Here is a 20,610-nt window from a genome sequence, read left to right on the forward strand (position 1 = left end):
GTGGGGTTTAGTAGTAAGAAAAGACAATGCGTTTGAATAAACATGTATATTTATTCAGTTTAGACATTTGTTTTTAAATTACAATTATTTACTTGACTCATTCGTTTATCGCCTAGATTATTCTAATAAGTAATATATTGTCCAAATAAAAAAGTGATACAAACAGCTTAAAAAAGCAGTTTGTATCACTTTTCAGTTTCCATAAAAATATGGAGATGGTGGGAGTCGAACCCACGTCCAGAAATATCGGCACTTAAATATCTACGAGCGTAGTCACCGTATTAGCATTTCGCATAAACATCGGCCCGGTAACAGGCTTCCATTCAGCTAGTCTGATTAAGCTCTTCTATTTAACCCCAGACGGAGATTAACTAGTGTAGCCCACTTAGAGTGAGACCCTTACCGTAGCACATGGGCGATGCACGGAGGATCAGCTATGCTACTGCTTATTAGGCAGCGAAAGCTAGGTTTTGTTTTTCTTTGCCAGTTATTATTGGCTTTGACGTTGATAACGAGGACGATCCCCCCGACTCGCAACTCAAGCTCGAACTATCCCTGTCGAATCCGTAACATCCCCAGAGTTAAAGTCTAACAGTAGTTATTATACAGGAAAAAACGAGGCTTTACAAACAGAAAAAACTTGTGACATAGCCAAATGCGCAACTATTATTTAGCATGTCACAAGTTTTCCATTAATTAATGGTTATTTTTACTGAGTAATTCATAACTTCTTCTCCAGAAGATGAGTGTTCTCCATTAAAATCTATCCAAATTTTGTATTCGCCCTTATCAAGGTTACTTGTCGGCACAATAATTTGCTGCGTCACTTCATCGTAATTAACTGCAAACGAATTGTATATTTCCTTACCTTCAGCATCATCAATCCAAACTTCTTGAAAACCACTAATTCTACCTAAATCATCCAGTTGCGTATAAATTGGCAGTGTGACATTCGTATCCTCTCCCAAAGTAACATTTTGATCCGGTAAAGTTCCAATTTGAGCTAGCACAGTTATTTTATCAACAATAGTAGGTGGCAATACATTCAAATAGTTATAACTCAAATCCATACTTAGCAAACTATCCAAATGAGTAAAATCCGTCATTTCTGTTCTGAATTGATTTTCTTCAAAATTTACTACCTGCAAATTTTTCAAGTTTGTAAAATCAGGAACATCTTCTGAAGTGAGTTCACAATTGTACATCATTAAATTTTCTAACTTAGTAAGATTAGAAAAGTCAGGCAAGCCCCCGACAACAGGTCTATTACCAAAATCAAGTATTTTTAATTCTGGATAGTTTTGATAATCAGGAACTGTAATACTTGCAGGTGGCACTTCACTTGATAGGCCACCGTTTGCAGTTAAGGTATCTAATTTGGGCAAAGTTAGTAAATCTGGAAAGCAAGTGAACATAGTTTGCGTAGGATAAATCATGATACTGGTTACATTCGTAAAATAAGCATTTCCTAGCATTTGTAAATCTTCATCTGTAAGGTAATTGGTAAAATAACCCAACCCTAGAGATGTCACCGCATCCACATCATCTTGGGTAATTACATCTGTCACATCTTTTTTACCAAAGTTCTCCACCATATCTTCTGCTAAATTTTCATCCGGAAAAACATCAATTATTCTAGCTGGTAATGGATATACATCTGTCTCATTTGCACTTGCATCTATCGCTTTAAATGAGACAACCCCGATAATAACTATGCTAAATACCAAGAATAATCTAAATAGATTTTTCATCCTATCTCCTCCAATTTATAAAGGACGGGGAAATTCCGCGCCCTTCTATATTATTCTGCGGATGGCACAACTCTTACATTATCAATGTGAATGCTCGTTCCTCCTGGGGAATCCATTTGGAAACTAGTATTAATATTGCCTGTTGTTACTTTGACATCCTTTATTGTTACATAATGCCAAACGTCATCTGCAACTAAGTCAATTGTTTTACCATCGCTGCTATCATAATTATTAACCGTCATTTGTGCTTTTGCTGCATCATCGTTGCTTACTTTCACCCATGCTTCAACGTCGTAATTCGCATTATTAACTGGAACTGCGATTTGTTGAGCGAGTGTTTGTTTGTAAGCGCCAGGTAAGTAGAAATAAGCGCTCTGTTTGCCAAATGCTGGTGATTCTGGAGGATTGACACCTGAGCCGCTATCAACGCCGTATGCTTTGTCCTGTCCATCAGGATGAGACTCTACCCAATTCGTCGTTGCCGCTGCATCCCGCTCAAATCCGCCATTATCGAGTAGATTTACTTCCGACTGTACTGGTGAATTGATTGGCTCAGCCGAAACAAGAATTCTATCGATATTTACATTACCAGTAGTTTCGCCGTCTCTTAGGAAGGTAATTTTATTGGTTCCTGCTTTTAAGTTCACAGCTTTTTCTGTATCTGACCAAATATTCCAGTTTTCACCTTCGGAAGGGAAAGTTACGCGAGAGTTGTAGTCACCATTCGTATATAAATCGAGTGTTTGTGGCATGCCAGTTCCATTTGCTGTTCGTGTGTTTAGTACGTACTCGCCGTCAGCTGGTACATCCACTTCAAACTTAATTTCATCTCCTGCTGCTCCAAATCCACCAACAAAACCTTCTCCACTATAGAACCAGTGATCGTTCGCCACTTTTAAAGTGCCGGCAAGGTCCGCTTCTTCTGCTTCGACTTTTGCTACAGTTGGTGTGAAACCAATATTTACTTTGTCTAGTGATACTTGATCAGCTTTATCGCCTGTGTCCGTTACCACTTTATAAGAAATACTATTTTTCCCTGCTGAAAGTGGTAATGTTTCGGACTGAACTGACCAATCGGTGTTTGGTTTTAGCGTGGTTTGTTTTACATAATCACCATTGACAAAAATACTTAATGCTTGGTTATCTGAGGAAGCATTTTTGTAAGTTAGGTCCACATTATAGTCACCAGAGTCTTTTACATTTGCATAGATAGTAGTTCCGGCGCCGTCTTTATCGTAGCCATCCACATACGTTTTTTCAGCAACCGGTTTATCAGCAACTGTATCAGCAAAATTGGATCCTGTTTCCATTTCGTATGCTCCTGTTTGTACGACACTTGCAGAACCTGAAGTTGTAATGACAGTATCTGCATCAGCTTGAGCTGGTACTTTTACGTATGTTACTGCTCCGTAAACATCGCTACCTACAGCATATCCGCTACCATCGGCATTTTCTAAAGCGGATAAATCGTCATAAACTTTGCTATCTGCGCCATTTACTTGGACACTTTCAGCCGCATTTCCGTGTAGTTTTACAATGTAATTCTCTGTGTCGGCTTTATAACTTCCTTCTTTCGCACCAATCGTGAAAGTACTAGTATCAGCTGATTTTGAAGTAGTCATTTTTTGTTTTAGATAGGTATCTTTTTCATAATCAAAAGATTTTCCGTCGTCGTCGTAATGTGTAAAGGAGGTCTCTTTATCTGATGCAAAAGTGTCTAAATAAATTGTTTTGACTGCGGATTCGCCAACATAGTTTTGTGGTTGTTGCATTGGCATAATGGCACCTTGTTTAACAAACATCGGCACATCCGTCCAGTCGTCATCATTCACTTCATAACTGATTGTTTGATTCCCTTCGTATACGTCACCGCGGTTGTAGTCAATCCATGTTCCTGCTGGCAAATAAATATCACGAGAACCCGCTCCTTCTTCTAAAACAGGTGCCGCAAGTAATCCATCACCAAACATCCACTCATCTGTTAAATTAACTACATTTTCATCAGTAGGATTATCAAACGTAAGTGGTTGAACTAGACCAACACCAGAGTCATAGGCTTGACGTTCATAAGCATACATATAAGGAATCATTGAGTAGCGCCAAGTCATGCTACTTTTAGCAACTTCTTCCGCCGTGCCACCATAGAACCAAGGTTGACGTTGTTGATTTTGATTCCCATGCGTACGGAAAACTGGAACTAGAGAACTAAATTCCATCCAACGACTATAAAGTTCTGGATCCGGGTTTAATACTTGGCCCGAATTGGCATTGAAACCACCTGTATCCATGCCCCATTTTGTCTGTCCTAAATTAATTGTCGAAAGCATTGTACTAGGTTGTTCTTGCATACCATTTGCCCAGTCAATAACTTCGCCTTTTTTCCACTGAACGCCGATATCTCCGGACCAAGTAGAAGTAGAATAACGCTGTGCGCCTGGGTAGAAGGTTCTTCCTGTTTGCCAAACACGTTCATTTGTATAGTCGCGTTGGCCTTCATACATAGCTTCTGATGTAAATCCAGTTGTGAAATTACCAAACCAATAATCGGCTCCATTAGAAGATACTTTGTCTGTTTCATCATTCCACCAACCGACAATTCCTTTATCTAGGGCATCCTCAGAATGTGACCACCACCAATTACGTTCATCTTCGTTGTATGGGTCAATACTTCTTACCGTTACAGGGAACGCATAGTCTTCATACGCAGATTGCCCTGGATACCAGTAACCATTTGCTTCTGCATCTTTCCCTTGTTGTGTAGCTGTTCCATCTTCTAAATTAGTTACGACACGCGGTTTTGTAATCCCAATCATTTTTACACCAAGTGCATCCATATCAGATTTTAACGTTGTGTCTTTTGCTGATGGGAAGTTTTCTGTATTCCAAGCAAACTCGCCATAATCGCCACCATACGTAGGGTCTCCGTAGAATTTCCAATCATAATCAAACGCGAAGGAATCAATTGGGATGCCTTTCGCACGATACGTATTAATGTTTTCTCTAAATTCCGCTTCGTTTGTTCCCCACTCAAAGTTAGAGAATCCAAGCGACCATTTTGGCATCATTGGAGTATGCCCAGTTACATCAGCATAAGAAGACATAATTTCTTCGGGCTCACCAGACATTAAATACATCTCTACATTTTCTTTCACGTAACGACGACCTTCAACCACTGTATCGCCGTAATAAAACTCTAATTTTTCTTCATCTGAAACGGAATACGGGTACCCGCCATCACTATCTACAAGTAAGCCATATCCTGCTGTAGACCACATGAACGGACCTCCTGCATTACCTTGCTGACCCGCTTGTGCAGTCTTATTACTATCGGCCGCAGTATTATCTCGTTCCATGCCCAGGTCTCCGTCACTAAAACTAATTCCATAGGCACCGTAAACATGGTCAGAAGCGCCGCGCTTAAATCTAACACCGCCATCAAAAATCCCGCCATCTGCTGATTCAGACAATAACGTTTTCCCATTTTTATCTTTAAAAGTCATTCGTGCCGGCTCTTTAGCAATTTCTAGCGTACATTCATCTGTTGAAATTATCATTGGATCTGATTCCAAGTCAATGGTCACACCAATCGCTGTGAAAGTTGCATTCGGATCAATCATAGGTGTAGATGGACTATTTTCGATATTGCGTGGTCGCAAATTCACCTTAAGCAAATTATTCGCTAGCGGGGAAATTTCCAAGTAATCATCTTCTGCTTCATCCCCGTTATCAATTTTAAGCGTGATGACATTATCAGTCACCGTTGCTTCAAGGACATTTCCAAGTCCTTCCTCCGCACTTAATTTCGCATATTCTTCTTTGCTAAGTTGCTTCGCGGCTCCTGTATTCGCTTCTTTTTTCACTTCTTTTTCTTTCGTCTCTTCCGCTTTCACTTCCACTTGTAACGGCTGAGTTATCCCTAAATTCAGCCAAACGAGTGGTACAACAGCCAAACTGACACAAACTTGTTTCATACCTTTTTTCATCATCTCGCCCCTTTTTATTCTGTAATAGTTACTGGGAAATCATACCAACCCGTATATTCTCCCGAGTTATAACCTAATGAAATTTCTAGCAAATGCTCTCCCGGTTGTAAGCCCGCTGTTTCAATTTTGTACATGTACGAACCATCATAGGTCGGATAAGGTGGTTCATAAAGCGTTCTGCCATTATCCTTAATAATAATTAAATCGTGTTTACTTGGTGCGATAAAATCTAATGCTTGGTAAATAAAAGGAACAAAAACTTCTAAGTTCTCTCCTTGTTTAATCGTTGTATGAGGATAAGTTGCTGTCTGGTTAGCAAATGAATGTGTACTTAATTGTCCTGATAGAAAGATATCTTCCGGAATAGAAATTAAATGATTCTCATTAAGAAGTAGTGAATCTAAGTTAGGCATATTCATCCAAATATCTTCCGCTACATAACCAGAAAGTCCAGCATCCGAAATGTTAATACTTTCTAGTGCTTCCATTCCAACAAACTTTGGAATATTAAAGCCAAAATTATTTTGACTCAAATCAGCATTGGTTAAGTTAGGATAGTTTGCATCTGGAAAAAGAGTAATATTAGCCCCATTTGCTTCAATATTTTCTAAAGCAGGAAGCGCATCAGATAAATCAGGCAGTTCTCCAATATTATTACTCCATATCGCTAATTCAATCGCGTTTGTAAATACTTCATTGTTTAGTACGCTTAAGTCTTCCCCCGTTAAACCCAATGAGGGCAAAGGAATAAGAGTCATTGTATCCAAATCTGCTTGCGTAATCGTGTCATTTACAGAATCTTTATCTAGTTCTCCCGCAATCGCCTCCGCTATCGCTTCCACAGGAAAAGCCTCAATAATAGGCGCTGGTAAGGGAACTGTATCCGCTTGTGCTTTTATAGTTGGTGCAAATAATATGCAACAAAAAGCTATAAATGCTAGCCCAATTATTTTTTTCATTCAGTTCAATCCTTTCAACATAGCCACCCTCTCTATCCATAAAAGGGTGGCTTATTGGATTTATTTCTTAAATACTACGTGGTCAAAATTTATTCCCGCTGTATCATCTGCTTCAAAATCAAATACAACTTGGTTATTACCAGCTTGCAAGGTTACTGGAACTTCTATCGTGCTCCAAGTATCCCAATCAGCTGTTTTCGGTAAAGTAATTTGTTGTTTTTTACCGTTGATATATACGGTTCTAGTTGCATCTTCTACGCCAGCGCTATAGCGAACTTCCATTGTATAATCAGAAGCGCCATCTACTGCGTCTACATCAAACTCTACTGCTTCTTTTTCTGCATCAAAGCCGGCTACAAAACCAGTACCAGTATATCCCGCATGATCACTTGCAGTACTTACATTTGTCAGATGAGCAAATTCCGCTTCGTATGGTGCATGGTTTACACCGTTTAAAACGATTGCTTGTTTGGCATCTTTTGCCGCTGCTTTTACATATGTTAAGTTTTGTACTGTATCATAGTAGTAACCTGTCGTTGCTTCATTAAATGCACCTAGCGTATCCGCTTTAGCTACATCTGCCCCGTCAATCGTTACACTTGTAGGTTCTGTACTGAAAACTTGCATCGTTGTTTCATCCGCCATTGCTGGAAGATCTACGGAAACTTTTTCATTTGCAAAGTCTTCAGAAACACTGATGTCACACATTTCTCCGCCGTTTACATCATCATAGAAACTATATTCGCTATCTCCAGATGGATAAACTCGGAATGTTAAATTATCATAGGATTTTAAATCGTTTCCGACGTTTTGACCAAGTTGGTAGCCATCTGTCATATTCATCGGAATAATCGCTCCAGCTTTTGCAAATACAGGAAGCGTATCTACATCTGCATAATACGAAATTGTTTCGCCACCTGGATGAATTCCGCCGTTCCAAAGATCAACCCATTCGCCTTCTGGTAGATAAACTTCTTTTTCTGTTTGACCTTCTTGAACGATTGGCGCTACAAGTAAATCGTCACCGAACATATACTGTTCATCTAAATCACGCGCATTGATATCTTCCGGATAATCCATGGCCATTTGGCGCATCATCGATTTACCATTATCCGCCGTATCTTTTGCCGCTGTATAAATATAAGGAAGTAAATTCATTCGTGTGTATAGATATTTTTGGAATGTCGGTAAAATGGTTTCGTCGCCTGTTCTAGCTACCGCGTTCCAAGGTGAACGTTCTTCACTTGGCGATGGATCTGATTTTTCCGAGTGGAATTGCATAATCGGTGCAAAAGCTGCCATCGCAGTTGCGCGTTTATATAGTTCTGCTGTTGGATAGTCTCCCGTAAATCCAGCCATATCCCACGCCCAGTATGAAACACCTGAAGTTGAAGCACTAAGTCCAGCTTTTAATGAAGCTTGGAAAGAGTCAAATGTGGAAGTTTGATCTCCTGACCAGTAAATACCAGATTTTTGTGCACCAGAAGTTCCTGAACGACTAAACGAAACTGCTTCTGGATTAATACTTTTCGCAAAATCAAAATAACTTGAAACGTAGTCAGTTGGATAACGGTTTCTCATTTCTTGTCCTTTTTCACCGTTAGAGAAAGTTGTATCACGTCCCCAAACCATTTCTCCACCATCTGTCTTAAATCCGTCAATCCCTACTTCTGTTAATAAATACTCACGCTGAGAAGTCCACCAATCTACAGCATCTTTATTAGTGAAGTCTAGTAAAATCCCATTTCCGAACCACTGAGATGCCGGAACTCGGTAAGGAGCCCCTGTTCCATCGTCCGCACTATACCCTTGGCCTATCATGTATGCTTCATCATTATCTCTTTGTTCATATACTGTACCATCATCTTTTAATACTGGAACTTGCCATAAAACGATATTCATACCTGCATCATGGACACTATCCACCATAGCTTTAGGATCAGTCCATTTCCCGTTGAAAGTAAAATCGTCATAGCTAAATGCTTCCCCGTTTTTCTTTGCTGTATAGGTCGCATTGTTCCAAATATAGTAAGTTTCTTCATCACTCCATTGTTCTAATACAAAACCTGTTGCTGGAATATCATTTGCCTTTGCATTAGAAAGTGCAGAGCTTACATCGGATTCTCTATCCCACTCGTTTGCTGACATCCAAAGTCCAAAAGCCCATTTTGGTAGCAAAGTCGTTTTCCCTGTTATATCCGTGTAGTTATTTACGATATCATTTTGATCTTTCCCGCTAATAACATAGTAATCAAGCATATTCGTCATATCGCCATCATTATCCAATACAAAACTATATTTATCTTCTACTTTAGAAGCCATTTGGAACTGTGAATGGAAATCAGAATTGACATACATCCCGTATTTATTAGCACTTACAAAAAATGGTACCGCTAAATAGGTTCTTTCTGTCTGTGCTTGATCTTGATACTCATTGTATACGTATGTCTCTACATCTTTTCCGCGTTGGTTAATCGTGTCATAACGTTCACCAAAACCATAAAATGCTTCGTCGCTTGGTGTCATAAAGTTATTTTGGTATTGATTAATGACATTTTTTCCATCTGTTAACCAACCCAAGCTATTAGCTGTTGTATATTCACTTGTAAGTAACGTGCCATCCGCTTGGTGCACTTCCATACGATAAGGTGATTTCTGGATTTCAATGCTTAAATCTTCGGTTGTTACGGTCACTTTTTCCGCCGTATCTTCTACAGTGTATCCAGTTTTTCCAGCATGTCCCGTTTCTTTACCAGTTGGTGAAAGTTCCATACGTAGTGTGTCTAAATCTTCAAATGAAAGATATAACTTCGGTGAAAAATCTCCTGCTGTTGCTGTCATATTCAAAGTAATAGAATCGCCATTATCCACTACGCTAGTAACATCTTGCACATATTCCCAATCCGTTACGTAAAATGTAAATGGACCGCTTTCATAGGCTGTTCCTCCATTTGTGGAACCTTTCGTTGTATAAGTAATTTCATCGCCTTTTTCAAATTTGCCTAGGTCTGCTTTCCAGTATGTGTTATTGCCACTGTTGTAATCATAAGCAGCTGTGACGTTTTCTTGTGCAACACCATTCTTGGTCCACTCGACCCAAACATTTTGGCCGTCTTCAATTGGCCAAGTGGTAATATTTAGAATGACATCTTCGCCAGCCTTTGGATCTCTTGGCGATCGTTCTGTCGGCTGAACGGAATATAAATCATCATCCCCATAAGGCGAGTGATATTCCCCGTCCATTGCGAAAACATTCGTCCCAAATCCGCTTAAGCAACTAAAAATTAGTATCCCTAGAATAAAAACTAAACTGCATTTTCTCGTTCTTCGCTTCATCTCACTTTCCTCCCTTAATTCACCTTTTTTACTAAAAATATACTACTTTCGATGTGTTATTTTGCAAAATTATTAATTTTAGAATATCTATATTGTGTATGTAATCACATAATGTTATAATTCTTTCACAGATAAACTAAAAACATCCACATTCTTACTAATTTCGCAAAAAAACGCAACTATGCAAGACCACTATTCATGGAAAAACAATAATTGCGTTTATCAGAAGACCTCACTTAAACAACTCTAGAATAACCAATTAACACTTGTTAAAAAAGTTAACATGTCTTCTCCCTCCTTTTTCATCTATACAGAAATTCTAACTTACACGACTTACATAAAATTAAAATACATCAAATTTGAACAAATGGAGCTGTGTTTTATGCAAAATGTTGGTGATACGTTAAAATTTATTCGAAAAAGCAAAAACCTCACACAACAAGAAGCTTGTACAGGAGCACTTAGTCGTTCTAATTACCAGAAAATCGAGAACAACAAAATCATGCCTAGCATGGACCGATTTATTCAACTTTTACTTAATTTCAATATGACTTTAGAAGAATTTGAGTTTGTAAAACGGGACTTCACACCTTCACCAAAAGAAAATATTCTTTATTTATACTCCAAAATCATTACTTCCTCAGAGACAGATATTTTACTGAATGTTATTTCCAAATGCGATGAGTACTTAGCAACTCAAAACGATTATTTCATTTCGGATATTAAAGCTTCTCTGGAAGGCATTTTATTAGTTGAAAAAGAGCATGATTTTGAGCTTGCTAGACAGAAAGTTTCCTACATTTGGGATAGACTTTCAGAAGCCGACGAGCTATTTTGGAATGATATATTGATTTTAAGAAACATCTTTTTTATCTTTGAAAATGAAACCGCCCAGCATATCGTTAACCGTTTAATTAAACAATTGAAGAAATATCGTTACTTGCATCCGACCTTGCCGATTGAAATTTCGCTTCATGTTAACCGGGCGACCTATTTAATTCTCGATGAAAAATATGAGCTTGCTTTACATTATATTGAGCAGTCTATTAAAATCGCGAAACAAAATCACTATTATCTTCAATTTTGTATGGCCATTGCTAAAAAGGGCATTGTTTTGTATAAACTTGGTCAAAAGCAAGACGGTAAAAGATTCATGCAACGAGCGCTTCGGGTAGCAAAATTTCTGGAAGAAGAACGCATTCTAAATGGTATCAAAAATGAAATAGATTATTTTCTTCACGATGAACTTCAAAATCTCTCTTTAAACGAATTTACAAAAATCGACATATAAAAAAAGCCTAAATCTAGCTTCTCCAACGTATAGTTGAATGACTAGATTTAGGCTTTTATTTATTGTTGACGCTCTTTAAAAGCGCGTTCGATATCACGTTTTGCTTCTTTTTGTTTTAAGTCTTGGCGTTTATCGTATTTCTTTTTACCTCGAGCTACACCGATGAGTACTTTTGCGTAGCCATCTTTAATATACATTTTTAGTGGAACAATCGAATAACCGGACTCTTTCGTTTCTCCAATTAAACGGCTGATTTGCTTCTTATGTAAGAGCAACTTGCGCGTTCTTAGTGGATCATGATTGTAGCGGTTCCCTTGTTCATATGGACTAATATGCATATTGTGTAAGAAAATTTCCCCTTTGTCGATACGTGCATAGGAATCTTTTAAGTTTACCCGTGCGTTTCTTACGGATTTAATTTCAGTACCTTGCAGGACAATGCCAGCCTCAAAAGTTTCTTCAATTGCGTAATCGTGGCGCGCTTTTTTATTTTGCGCGACTAGCTTACCATCACCTTTTGGCATAACTCCCCATCCTTTCTAGCGACGTTTTTTCTTCTTCGGGCTTTCTTTTGCTACACCTTGATAAAAAGGTTTTTTCTTCTTTTTCTTTTTAGGTTTAGTATACCATTCGTCATCTTTGCGTTCTGTTTTTGGTTTCGTTTCATCTGAATTACCAGTTCTACGTTTATTACGACCTTTTTTTTGGTTACTCTTGAAGTTTCTAGTTTTATCGATCGGTTTTTCGCGTTGGCGTTTTTGTTTATCGCTCACTGGACCTGGTTTACCTTCACTACGAAGGGCAAAATCGATTTCACGAGCATCCACGTCTACTTTGGTTACTTCGACTTCCACTTCATCACCAATACGATAAATTTGGCCTGTTCTTTCGCCAATCATCGCTAATTGATTTTGGTGGAATTTGAAATAATCGCCTTTCATTGCGCTCACATGGACAAGGCCTTCAATCGTTGTCGGTAGTTCGATAAATAAGCCAAAATTGGTTACGGAACTAATGATTCCGATGAAACGTTCACCCACTTTGTCGACCATGAATTCTGTTTTCTTCAGTTCGTCTGTTTCGCGCTCTGCTTCAACGGCACGGCGCTCCATTTTCGAGCTATGTTCAGCAATCTCAGGAAGCTCCTCAGCGCGTTTTTCTAACGTTTCCGGACGAACATCCCCATTAATTAAATACTCTCTAATCAACCTGTGAACGATCAAATCCGGGTACCGACGAATTGGTGACGTGAAATGTGTATAGAAATCAGTAGACAAACCAAAGTGTCCGGCGCTTACTGTGTCATACTTCGCTTGTTGCATCGAACGCAGCATAACAGTCGAAACAACCATCTCTTCCGGTTTACCTTTTACTTCTTCTAGTACTTGTTGTAAAGCAGCTGGGTGAATATCGTTAGCAGTCCCCTTCACAATCAAACCAAAGTTCGTAATAAATTCAAAGAACCGCGCTAATTTATCTTCTTTTGGATCTTCATGGATACGGTAAATAAATGGTACATCCATCCAGTGGAAATGCTCTGCAACTGTTTCATTGGCAGCAAGCATAAACTCTTCAATCAAATGCTCTCCCGCTGAACGTTCGCGCATCACAACTGCTTCTGGATGACCGTCTTCATCAACAACTACACGTGCTTCTTTAAAGTCAAAATCAATCGCGCCACGTTTTTCACGTTTACGGCGAAGGATTTCGGCCAAATGTTGCATCTTTTCAAGCATTGGAACGATTGGCGCATATTTTTCACGCAAAGCTTCGTCATTTTCAACTAAAATATCATTTACATCCGTATACGTCATACGTTCCGTTGTTTTAATAATACTTTCAAAAATTTCGTGGTTAACCACATGACCTTCTTCATCGATTTCCATTTCACAACTCATAGTAAAACGATCTACTTGTGGGTTAAGCGAGCAAATCCCGTTCGATAGTTTATGTGGCAACATCGGAATTACGCGGTCAACCAAATAAACACTCGTTCCACGTTCTTGCGCTTCGACATCAAGCGGCGAGCCTTCTGTCACATAATGCGTTACATCCGCAATATGAACACCTAGCTTCCAGTTGCCATTCGGTAGTTGCGTAACCGTTACAGCATCGTCTAAATCTTTAGCGTCTGCCCCGTCAATCGTAATAATCATTTGGTCACGAAGATCACGACGGTTACCAATATCCGAATCATCAACCACATCTGGCGCTTTACTTACTTGCTCCATTACTTCTTCCGGGAACCCGATTGAAATACCGTGTTTATGAATAATCGATAAAATATCCACACCTGGGTCATTGCGATGACCGATGATTGATTTAACAACCCCTCTTGCACGCGCATGTCCAGTTGCATATTCCGTCAATTCAACGATAACTTTATGCCCGTCGACTGGTTTTAAGCCATCCTCTAAATCAATTTCCACTTCACCGAAAAGTCGCTTATCATCCGGCATCACAATTGGAGTACCAGCTAAGTCTTCCATATAAGTTCCGACGATTTGCGTTGTCTTCCGTTCGACAATTTTCTTAATCGTACCCTCTGCCAAATTATCGCCTTTACGTTTCGTAATCGTTGCAAAAACTAAATCGCCATTCATTGCATCTTTTACTTCATTTGGTGGGATAAAAATATCGTCCATTTCTTTTTCTTCCGGGAGAACAAAGCCAAAACCTCGTTCATGCGCGCGAAACGTTCCTTTTACTAAGTCCATTTTTTCTGGTAATGCATACCGATTCTTCCTTGAGCGGACAATAGTTCCGGAATCTTCCAGTTTCACTAAAGCTTTCACCATTAATTTAAAATCATCCGCATTATTTAAAGCTATTTCTATTTCCAAATCTTCAAGCGCAAATGTTTTATCAGGCGCTGAAGTTAATAGATTCATAATTTTTTCTTCCATTTGTTTTTGTTCCACTTCTGTCCCTCCTCTCTCTGTTTTAAAAATTGTCTATTCTTGCCAATCTAAACTATCTAAAAATGTTAAAATGGCTTGATTTACTTCTTTTCGTTCTTTGTCTAAAGTGATGACATGACCAGATTCTTTAAACCAGCGTAATTCTTTCTTCGTTGACTCTACTGTATCATAAATTAGCTGCGCTCCGCTCACATCAACCATATCGTCTTTTTCACCTTGGACGACCATTATTGGCGCATAAATCATATCTATTTCAGCCACGACGCCATTTATCTCGTCCTTTAGTTTAGCGATGGTGTTCATTGGGGCGTCTTTATAGGCAACCATTTCAGCATCGATTTGTTCAGGTGTTTTACCTTCTAATTTTTTATAATTACGCACATAATCTAAAAAGCCTTGAATTATTGGTGATGAACTGTCCATTCTTGTTGGAGTACTCATGGCTATAATTCCCTTTAACGGCCTAGAAAAACCTAATTTTAGTGAAAAAAGTCCACCTAGCGAAAGTCCCGCTACAGCGATTTCCGTGTAACCGAGTGATTTTAGGTGATCATAGGCTTCAAGAACATCTTCCCACCAATCGTTTGGTCCCGTTTTTAACAGTAGGTCAGGAGATACACCGTGGCCTCTGTATTGAGGCGCATAGCAAGTATAATCGTTTTCTTGTAAAAACCTACCTAATATTCTTACATCCGCTGAGCTACCTGTGAAACCGTGTAAGAGTAACACTGCTCTTTTGCCTTTTTCGAATAGGAATGGTTGTGGTGGTGTTATTTTCATAGTAAATATCGCTCCTTGGTTCTTTTTGGAGTTTTGGTTGGTCTGAGGTGGGTGTTGTTTTTGTTGGAGTTTTAGGGGGATGCTGTTTTAAATCTTTGTACACCCCTTTTTGGGTTGTTCGTCCACTTTTTAATGGAAACAACGTTCCGCTACGCTACACCTTGTATTGTAGTTCTAGGGAAGCGGACTACGCTTCTGGAGAACTACAATAAAAAACCACCTAAATTTTCATTCAGGTGGTTAACATCTCGTTACTGTACAAAGTATGCCAGTGCAATTAGTATTGCGAAGAAAACAACGGATAGAACGATGGTTGTACGATGTAGAATAAGTTCTAGTCCTCTTGCTTTTTGCTTACCGAATAATTGCTCAGCTCCACCAGAGATGGCGCCGGATAAGCCAGCACTTTTACCTGGTTGAAGTATGATAACTGTAATTAACAGTACTGATACGATGATGAGTAAGACCGTTAAAACTGTACTCATTGTTCTTTCCTCCTAAAACCGCCCAATTTGACTAAGGTTAATTTTACCATATTTGGTATTATACGTAAAGGTTTGTTTCTATACAATAGTTAAACAACTTTTTCCTCAAGCCAAACTAAATCGTCTAAGAAGTAAATTAAGTCTTCTTCTAAAATGTCTTTCTCACAGTCGTTCACGATATCATGTCCTGATCCTGCATAGAAACATAATTGTTTATCATTTGTATGAATGTGCTTAAAGATATAATTGGCGTTATCTGCGTCGATTTCTTCATCTTGGCAGCCTTGACCAATCATTGTTGGAACATGAATTTTTTCAATGTCTCGCGCTACGTTTTTGTAGAATGTAGCACGCGCTTCCGTCATTACATCAATTTCAGGAAGATAGTTTTTTAGCATTTGATCTGCTTCTTGTTCTACTATGCCTTGTTTCTTTAATTGTTTAGTTAAATAGTTTTCGATTGGGATATAGCGCATTTTGCGGTTTACGTTGGCGCATAGTGGAACAATCGCTTTTGGTGAAAACGATTCTGCCATTTTAAGCGCAAAAACTCCGCCCATTGCCACACCGACAATTGCAATTTCATTATATCCGTCTTTTTCAAGTTGACGATATCCAGCCACCGCATCTTCATACCACATTTCCGGTGTTGTTTTCAAGAAAATAGCGGGTTCATCCCCGTGACCTCTGAAGTTTGGTGCATGCACTGTGTATCCATTTTCTGCTAGAATTTCTCCAAGTTCTCTTACGTCTTCTGTAGTCCCTGCAAAGCCATGCAAGAGCAAAACAGCACGATTTCCCGCTTTTAACGTAAAGCTACGATCCGCACTCATTTTTACGCAATCCTCCTAATATCATCACTTTTATAATCCACTCTATTGTAGCCCATCTGAACTAAATAAGCTACCTTTTGAGTTCTGACCAATAGACCAATATTAACGCTATCCAAGGAACTTGTCAAACACTTTTTTCACAAAGCTCAAACACGTTGGTATTAAATGGTTTTCAGGAGGTTTTATTTGTGAATTTCTGCGCTTAAATTAGAAAAGAAACTATGAATTAATTGTAACAATTGTTTCGGTTTTTGCCGCGGTAAATAATGAAGTCCATTTCTTACAATAACCATTTCACCGTGTTGAACAGAATGCACCATTTTCTTCGTATCTTCGGAAGATATTAAATCATATTCACCCACAACAGCTAAAAGTGGTGCGCTTATTTTTTGTAAATCTGCTTCTGACATATGTGGATGATAAATCGTTAAAGCAAGTTGTCGTTTCATCCGCTCAAAAAAGCGACTAAATGGCGCTAAAAGAAATGCAGCCCCGTAGGCGACGCGACAAAATAAATCTGGTAAAAATCGTATTTGATTTACATGATAGTTTGTTCCGATAACAACGGATGCGATTTGACGGTTCGGTTGCATTTTCCCCATTACGAGAGCAACAATACCGCCGTCGCTATATCCGATAACTTTATATTTATCAATTTTCAAATAATCGAGTAATGAAAGCATATCTAGCGCCATTACTTCAAAATCAAGCGGTGTATTTCCCGCTTCACTTTTCCCGTGTGCGCGGCTATCTACGGCGATTACTTGATGATTAGTCGAGAGGTCGTCAATCAGCCGCTTTAAAGAACGATGATTTTGACCATTCCCGTGAATAAGCAAGATTGGTTCGCCTTTACCGATTATTTGATAAAACAAGTTAATTCCATTGATTTCTGCAATCATATAGCATTTCTCCTTGCTGAAAACATTTTCTACCCTTATTTTACACCTGATTATACTTGATTTCCTATAAAAAAGCTTCCATTTTCATTAAAATACGCCTGATTCTTTTAAAACTAGAATCAGGCGCACCGTTTATTTCATAAGTCTTCGATGGAACTGTTGTTGGGGCATATCTGCGTTAATGATTTTCTTTTGCACAGAATGTTTTTCCGCTAAGGGGTGGCTTTTTTCATGCACCACAGCGTCTTTGATTTTTGGAGTTTCGAGCACTTTTGAGGCCTGACTATTTTTTACTTTCATCAGCATTACCTCCTCTTCCAAATCATTACCCCTCTCGCTATTTTTAAAACAGAAAAAACTCCGCGAAAATGTTACTTTTCGCGGAGCTTAGCGTTTTATTCAATCAACTTATTTTTTTAAGTTGTAGAAAGTTTCGTTACCATGGTATTCAGCAAGATCAGCCAAATTGTCTTCGATGCGGAGTAATTGGTTATATTTTGCAACACGGTCAGTACGAGTAGGCGCACCAGTTTTGATTTGACCAGCGTTTGTAGCTACTGCAATGTCAGCGATTGTGGAATCTTCTGTTTCACCAGAACGGTGAGAGATAACTGCAGTGTAGCCAGCGCGTTTAGCCATTTCAATTGCATCCAATGTTTCAGTCAAAGTACCGATTTGGTTAACTTTGATTAGGATGGAGTTAGCGATACCTTTTTCGATACCTTCTTTAAGTTTAGTTGTGTTAGTTACAAATAGATCGTCACCTACTAATTGAACGCGGTCACCAATACGTTCTGTAAGTAGTTTGAATCCGTCCCAGTCGTTTTCGTCTAGGCCATCTTCAATAGAGATGATTGGATATTTAGTAATCATTTCTTCATACCAAGTTACCATTTCTTCAGAAGTACGAGTTACGCCTTCACCTTTAAGTTCGTATTTACCAGTTTCACGGTTATAGAACTCACTTGATGCAGCATCCATCGCAAGTTTAACTTCTTCGCCAGGTTTGTAACCAGCATCTTTAATTGCTTGCATGATTGTTTCAAGAGCTTCTTCATTGGATTTAAGGTTTGGAGCGAATCCACCTTCATCACCAACACCAGTGTTTAAGCCTTTACCTTTAAGTACAGCTTTAAGTGCGTGTAGGATTTCAGCACCCATACGTAGAGCTTCTTTAAAGTTTGGAGCTCCAACAGGCATTACCATAAATTCTTGAACGTCGACATTGTTATCAGCATGTTCTCCGCCGTTAAGGATGTTCATCATTGGAACTGGAAGAACTTTACCGTTCACTCCGCCAAGATATTCATATAAATGTACGCCTAGTTCGTCAGCAGCAGCACGAGCAGCAGCTAAAGAAACACCAAGAATAGCGTTAGCACCTAATTTACCTTTGTTAGGTGTACCATCAAGTTCGATCATTGCTTTGTCAATTCCGATTTGGTCAGTTACGTCAAAACCGATAATTTTGTCAGCAATAATGTCGTTTACGTTTTCAACAGCTTTTAAAACACCTTTTCCAAGGTAACGAGCTTTGTCGCCATCGCGTAATTCTACAGCTTCGTATTCACCAGTTGAAGCACCACTTGGAACTAAAGCGCGACCAAACGCACCAGCTTCAGTATAAACTTCAACCTCAACAGTTGGGTTACCACGGGAATCTAAGACTTCGCGAGCATAAACTTCAGTAATAATAGACATTTATAATTCTCTCCTTTGTTGGGATTAATTGAATGAAATGAACAAAAAATTCACTTCAAATCAAAGACCCATCCGTTTTTAAATTCGTATTTATTGTAGCTCTGTTTGCAAAAAAACTAAAGTAATAACTAAAATTATTTTTGAATTAAACTTTCACCTGTCATTTCGGCAGGTTTTTTAACGCCAAGTAAATCAAGCATAGTTGGCGCAACGTCAGCCAGACGACCACCTTCACGAAGCGTTACACCTTTTTTCGTTACAATTACTGGAACTGGAACGGTAGTGTGCGCAGTGTGCGGTTTTCCTTCTGGAGTAGACATTGTTTCAGAGTTACCATGGTCAGCAAAGATAATAGCTGAACCACCTTTTTCTAAAATAAGATCTACTACACGACCAAGATTTTCATCTACTGCTTCGATTGCCTTAATCGTTGGCTCAAGCATACCTGAGTGTCCAACCATATCTGGGTTTGCGAAGTTTAAGATAATCGCATCGTGTTTGTCGTTTTTAATGTCTTCAACAAGTGCATCTGTTACTTCATATGCGCTCATTTCAGGTTGCAAATCGTATGTTTCTACTTTTGGCGAATTGATTAGAATCCGGTTTTCACCAGGGAATTCTTCATTTCGTCCACCATTCATAAAGAATGTTACGTGTGGATATTTTTCTGTTTCAGCGATACGCAGTTGCGATAAGCCTTCATTAGAAAGTACTTCGCCGATAACATTTTTCATTTCAATTGGCTCAAAAGCAACTTCAGCATCAATGCTTGGGTTGTAAAGAGTCATTGTAACGAATTTGATGTTTTTAGGGTGATCTGCCCCACGGTCGAAATGATCCCATTCTTTATCAGTGAATGCATTAGAAAGTTGAATCGCACGGTCAGGACGGAAATTGAAGAAAATAACTGCATCGTTGTCTTTAACTGTTGCAACAGGTTTGCCATCTTTAGTAATGATAGCAGGAACAACGAATTCATCATTTTTGTCATTAGCATAAGAAGCTTTGACAAGTTCGATTGGATCTTCAAATTTTTCACCTTCAGCGCTTACGATTGCTTTGTATGCTTTTTCAACACGTTCCCAGCGTTTATCACGATCCATCGCGTAGAAACGTCCAGAAACAGTAGCAATCGCGCCATAGTTTAAGTCACTAATAGCTTTTTGTAGTGTTTCTAAATATTCTAGTGAGGATTGTGGTGCCACGTCACGTCCATCAAGGAATGCATGGATATAAACGTTTTTCACGCCTTTATCTTTCGCAGTTTCTAAAAGTGCAACGAGGTGATTAATGTGACTATGCACGCCGCCGTCTGATAGTAAACCGAAAAGATGTAAGTCCGAGTTGTTTTCTTTTGTATGAGTGAAAGCATTGTTTAGGGCTTTGTTCTCTTGGAATTCGCCTTCTTCAATAGCTTTGTCAATACGAGTTAAGCTTTGGTAGACAATACGTCCAGCTCCGATGTTTGTATGGCCAACTTCAGAGTTACCCATTTGACCTTCTGGAAGACCAACATCAAGGCCGGCAGCTTTAAGTTCCCCGTGAGGAAAATTAGCCCAATAACGGTCGAAATTTGGTTTGTTTGCTTGAGCTACAGCATTACCTACTGTTTCTGCACGTTTACCAAAACCATCGAGGATAATAATTGCTACAGGTGATTTACTCATT

At 39.0% G+C, this 20,610-nt stretch carries 14 protein-coding genes and 1 other RNA gene; 1 reads left to right on the plus strand and 14 read right to left on the minus strand.

Going from position 1 to position 20,610, the window contains the following annotated elements:
- Positions 1 to 207 precede the first annotated feature (207 nt).
- The 5 genes from ssrA to AB2Q86_RS12735 all read right to left on the minus strand — a co-directional run bounded on the left by ssrA (position 208) and on the right by AB2Q86_RS12735 (position 10,029).
- Positions 208 to 577: a transfer-messenger RNA gene (ssrA, locus tag AB2Q86_RS12715) on the minus strand.
- 115 nt (positions 578 to 692) lie between these two features.
- Positions 693 to 1,751 carry an internalin N-terminal domain-containing protein gene (locus AB2Q86_RS12720; protein WP_012580787.1) on the minus strand — a complete coding sequence of 353 codons (1,059 nt, stop codon included), beginning with the start codon at positions 1,749 to 1,751 and terminating at the stop codon, positions 693 to 695.
- A gap of 50 nt (positions 1,752 to 1,801) precedes the next feature.
- Positions 1,802 to 5,734, minus strand: a complete 3,933-nt coding sequence (locus AB2Q86_RS12725) for a TIM-barrel domain-containing protein (RefSeq protein ID WP_041176566.1) — start codon at positions 5,732 to 5,734, stop codon at positions 1,802 to 1,804.
- Positions 5,735 to 5,748: 14 nt separating this feature from the next.
- Positions 5,749 to 6,693: a lmo2445 family class 3 internalin gene (locus tag AB2Q86_RS12730; protein WP_012580785.1), complete on the minus strand. Its 945-nt coding sequence runs from the start codon at positions 6,691 to 6,693 to the stop codon at positions 5,749 to 5,751.
- Positions 6,694 to 6,753: 60 nt separating this feature from the next.
- Positions 6,754 to 10,029: a TIM-barrel domain-containing protein gene (locus tag AB2Q86_RS12735; RefSeq protein WP_012580784.1), complete on the minus strand. Its 3,276-nt coding sequence runs from the start codon at positions 10,027 to 10,029 to the stop codon at positions 6,754 to 6,756.
- A gap of 382 nt (positions 10,030 to 10,411) precedes the next feature.
- Here AB2Q86_RS12735 and AB2Q86_RS12740 point away from each other — a divergent pair, with 382 nt between their 5' ends.
- Complete coding sequence (locus AB2Q86_RS12740) at positions 10,412 to 11,320, plus strand: helix-turn-helix domain-containing protein (RefSeq protein WP_012580783.1); 909 nt, start codon at positions 10,412 to 10,414, stop codon at positions 11,318 to 11,320.
- A 59-nt stretch (positions 11,321 to 11,379) separates the two neighbouring features.
- On the opposite strand, the gene smpB is transcribed toward AB2Q86_RS12740, so the two are convergent.
- The 9 genes from smpB to gpmI form a co-directional block, all read right to left on the minus strand.
- Positions 11,380 to 11,844 (minus strand): SsrA-binding protein SmpB, encoded by a 465-nt coding sequence (gene smpB / locus AB2Q86_RS12745; RefSeq protein ID WP_003723350.1) that lies wholly within the window; start codon positions 11,842 to 11,844, stop codon positions 11,380 to 11,382.
- Between the two features lie 15 nt (positions 11,845 to 11,859).
- Complete coding sequence (rnr, locus tag AB2Q86_RS12750) at positions 11,860 to 14,241, minus strand: ribonuclease R (RefSeq protein WP_012580782.1); 2,382 nt, start codon at positions 14,239 to 14,241, stop codon at positions 11,860 to 11,862.
- A 33-nt stretch (positions 14,242 to 14,274) separates the two neighbouring features.
- Positions 14,275 to 15,021, minus strand: a complete 747-nt coding sequence (locus AB2Q86_RS12755) for a carboxylesterase (protein WP_012580781.1) — start codon at positions 15,019 to 15,021, stop codon at positions 14,275 to 14,277.
- A 251-nt stretch (positions 15,022 to 15,272) separates the two neighbouring features.
- Positions 15,273 to 15,506 (minus strand): preprotein translocase subunit SecG, encoded by a 234-nt coding sequence (secG, locus tag AB2Q86_RS12760; RefSeq protein WP_003727926.1) that lies wholly within the window; start codon positions 15,504 to 15,506, stop codon positions 15,273 to 15,275.
- Positions 15,507 to 15,595: 89 nt separating this feature from the next.
- Positions 15,596 to 16,339: a carboxylesterase gene (locus AB2Q86_RS12765; protein ID WP_003727925.1), complete on the minus strand. Its 744-nt coding sequence runs from the start codon at positions 16,337 to 16,339 to the stop codon at positions 15,596 to 15,598.
- A 182-nt stretch (positions 16,340 to 16,521) separates the two neighbouring features.
- Positions 16,522 to 17,241 carry an alpha/beta fold hydrolase gene (locus AB2Q86_RS12770; RefSeq protein WP_012580780.1) on the minus strand — a complete coding sequence of 240 codons (720 nt, stop codon included), beginning with the start codon at positions 17,239 to 17,241 and terminating at the stop codon, positions 16,522 to 16,524.
- Between the two features lie 132 nt (positions 17,242 to 17,373).
- Positions 17,374 to 17,547 (minus strand): hypothetical protein, encoded by a 174-nt coding sequence (locus AB2Q86_RS12775; RefSeq protein ID WP_003772391.1) that lies wholly within the window; start codon positions 17,545 to 17,547, stop codon positions 17,374 to 17,376.
- Between the two features lie 102 nt (positions 17,548 to 17,649).
- Positions 17,650 to 18,942, minus strand: coding sequence for a phosphopyruvate hydratase (gene eno / locus AB2Q86_RS12780; RefSeq protein ID WP_003726579.1), 1,293 nt, complete (start codon positions 18,940 to 18,942; stop codon positions 17,650 to 17,652).
- Between the two features lie 134 nt (positions 18,943 to 19,076).
- Positions 19,077 to 20,609 carry a 2,3-bisphosphoglycerate-independent phosphoglycerate mutase gene (gene gpmI, locus AB2Q86_RS12785; protein WP_012580779.1) on the minus strand — a complete coding sequence of 511 codons (1,533 nt, stop codon included), beginning with the start codon at positions 20,607 to 20,609 and terminating at the stop codon, positions 19,077 to 19,079.
- Between the last annotated feature and the right edge of the window lies 1 nt (position 20,610).

Origin of the sequence: Listeria monocytogenes, assembly GCF_041765605.1 — a bacterium.
Lineage (GTDB): Bacteria > Bacillota > Bacilli > Lactobacillales > Listeriaceae > Listeria > Listeria monocytogenes_D.

Bases quoted from the DNA above. Each gene is read 5' to 3' on its own strand.
- AB2Q86_RS12720 (WP_012580787.1), bottom strand. From the start codon at position 1,751: ATGAAAAATCTATTTAGATTATTCTTGGTATTTAGCATAGTTATTATC.
- AB2Q86_RS12725 (WP_041176566.1), bottom strand. From the start codon at position 5,734: ATGAAAAAAGGTATGAAACAAGTTTGTGTCAGTTTGGCTGTTGTACCA.
- AB2Q86_RS12730 (WP_012580785.1), bottom strand. From the start codon at position 6,693: ATGAAAAAAATAATTGGGCTAGCATTTATAGCTTTTTGTTGCATATTA.
- AB2Q86_RS12735 (WP_012580784.1), bottom strand. From the start codon at position 10,029: ATGAAGCGAAGAACGAGAAAATGCAGTTTAGTTTTTATTCTAGGGATA.
- AB2Q86_RS12740 (WP_012580783.1), top strand. From the start codon at position 10,412: ATGCAAAATGTTGGTGATACGTTAAAATTTATTCGAAAAAGCAAAAAC.
- smpB (WP_003723350.1), bottom strand. From the start codon at position 11,844: ATGCCAAAAGGTGATGGTAAGCTAGTCGCGCAAAATAAAAAAGCGCGC.
- AB2Q86_RS12755 (WP_012580781.1), bottom strand. From the start codon at position 15,021: ATGAAAATAACACCACCACAACCATTCCTATTCGAAAAAGGCAAAAGA.
- secG (WP_003727926.1), bottom strand. From the start codon at position 15,506: ATGAGTACAGTTTTAACGGTCTTACTCATCATCGTATCAGTACTGTTA.
- AB2Q86_RS12765 (WP_003727925.1), bottom strand. From the start codon at position 16,339: ATGAGTGCGGATCGTAGCTTTACGTTAAAAGCGGGAAATCGTGCTGTT.
- AB2Q86_RS12770 (WP_012580780.1), bottom strand. From the start codon at position 17,241: ATGATTGCAGAAATCAATGGAATTAACTTGTTTTATCAAATAATCGGT.
- AB2Q86_RS12775 (WP_003772391.1), bottom strand. From the start codon at position 17,547: ATGCTGATGAAAGTAAAAAATAGTCAGGCCTCAAAAGTGCTCGAAACT.
- eno (WP_003726579.1), bottom strand. From the start codon at position 18,942: ATGTCTATTATTACTGAAGTTTATGCTCGCGAAGTCTTAGATTCCCGT.
- gpmI (WP_012580779.1), bottom strand. From the start codon at position 20,609: ATGAGTAAATCACCTGTAGCAATTATTATCCTCGATGGTTTTGGTAAA.